The sequence below is a fragment of the Cellulomonas pasadenensis genome, from assembly GCF_047229365.1.
GTDB lineage: Bacteria > Actinomycetota > Actinomycetes > Actinomycetales > Cellulomonadaceae > Cellulomonas.
The window spans coordinates 1-1,949 of the sequence record NZ_JBFTEP010000252.1 but is presented as its reverse complement, the minus strand read 5'-3'; the positions used below and the strand labels follow the sequence as shown (position 1 = coordinate 1,949).

At 79.7% G+C, this 1,949-nt stretch carries 1 protein-coding gene; it reads right to left on the bottom strand.

Annotated elements, in window-relative coordinates; all coding sequences use genetic code 11:
- Positions 1-192: 192 nt before the first annotated feature.
- Positions 193-1,949 (bottom strand): DUF6049 family protein (locus AB6N23_RS18210; RefSeq protein ID WP_412867367.1); only part of this gene is annotated, 1,757 nt, incomplete at its 5' end.

Here is a 1,949-nt window from a genome sequence, read left to right as displayed (position 1 = left end):
CCCCCCTTTTAAACCCACACGCCCCCACCCGCGTGGGGCTTATGTGTCTGGGGGGGTCGTTTTTTTTTATACCCCCCCGGCCCCCCCCCCCGCGCGCCGCCCCGGGGGGGGGCCGCGCCGGCCCGGCCGACCCGGCGGCCCCGTCGGGGTCCGCCCCCGTGGTGCCCGCGCCGCCCGCCGACCCCGTCCCGCTCACGCGTCTCCCTCCGGCGTCCCACCGAGCACCGGCAGCGGCCGCGTGCCCTCCTCCTCGCGGACGCGCCGCGCACCGCGCCGCGCGCTCTGGCCGCGTCGCACGGTCCGGACGATGCCGAGCACGAGCCCGATGGCCAGCAGCACGCCGACGACGCCCGTGCCGACCGACTCGATGGTCGGCGTGACGCGGGCGAGGAACGTGACGGGCGCGGACAGCTCGACGCCGTCGGCGCTGGTCAGCACGGCCTCGACCTCGACGTCGCAGTTGGCGGTCGCCCGCACCGGCACGGGCACGGCCGCCTCGCCGCCTGCCGGCACGACGACGGCCTCGCTCGCGTCCGCCTGCAGGCACGCCTTGCGCGGCGTCGTCCGCACGCGCACGGTCGCGTCGGCGGGCAGCGCGTTGCGCACGGAGAACCGGACCTCGCCGCTCGCGCTGATGATGTTCTGGGTGCTCGTCGGCGCGAGCTCCAGCCCGGTCCGGCGCGCGTCGACGGCCGCGGTCACGGAGTCGACGAGCCCGGCGCGCGCGGCCGGGTCGGCGCGCCACGCCGTCGCGAGCGGTGCCAGCACGGCCTCGTCCACGCCCTCGACGATCGCGTCGGGGTCGGTCGTCACGGCGGCGAACGCCTGCGTCGCGGCGCGCGACGTGGCGAGCCGACGCACGTCCTCCGGTCCGAGGGCCGCCTCGACGGACGTCTGCTCGGGCAGCGGCGTGCGGGCGGTGGTGCCCGACGAGGCGCCGAGCAGCGACGAGAGGGACGACAGCCGCGACCACGGCGCGTCCTGGACCGCGCCGAGGACGGCGTCGACCACCTCGGTGTCGGGCGTCCAGCCGCGCGGCGGCGCGACGAGCAGGTGCTGCGGCCCGTCGTCCGAGGACCGCGCGACCACCGACAGCTCGGCCAGCACCCGCTGCACGACCGTCGCGCGGGTGGCGTCGGGGTCGAGGGACTCCGGGTCGACGAGCAGCTGCGTGAGCACCTCGTCGGGGACGAGCCCCACGAGCCCGCCGCCGGCGTCGGTGCGCGCGCCGCCGGCCTCGCCGTCGCGGGGCGCCAGGTCGCCGGGGCGCAGGACGAGGACCTCGGCGCCGGCGTCCGCGGCGAGCGCCGCGGTGGGCTGGTCGGTGGTGGGGCCGGGCGCCCACAGGACGTCGGTGCGCCCGGCGAGCGGGGCGTCCTGGCGGTCGCCGCCGGCCACGGCGGCGCGGGACCGGTCGACGGCGGCGCGCAGCAGGTCCGGCGTGCCGGCGTGCGCGAGCGCGGTGAGGTCGGGGTCGCCCCACGGCAGCACCATGACGTCGCGACCCGCGGCGACGGCGAGGAGGTCCTGCGCCCAGGTGCCGGCCTCGCCGTCGGCGGCGCGCGCCGCGGCGACCAGCGCGGGGTCGACGGCGAGCGACACGTCGGGGTGGGCGCGCGCGACGGCGAGCACGTCGGCGAGGCGGCCGTCGGGCCCGACGAGCGTCTGGAGGCCGTCGCCGGGCACCGGCACGTCGCCGTCGACGCCCGCCGGGACGGTCGGCGGGCCCACCACGGGTGCGAGGACGGAGACGCGCGCCTGCGGGATGGCCCCCTCGGGCGCCCACAGCACGAACGTGCGCTCGAGGCCCACGCGGCGCGCGCCGTCGACGGCCTCGACCGCCAGGCCGCGGGGCCCCCACACGTCGGGCCGGTCGAGCAGGCCGACGTCGCCCGCGGGCACGGTCACGGTCAGCTCGACGCCGGCGCCGGGCGCGAGCGGGTCGGGTG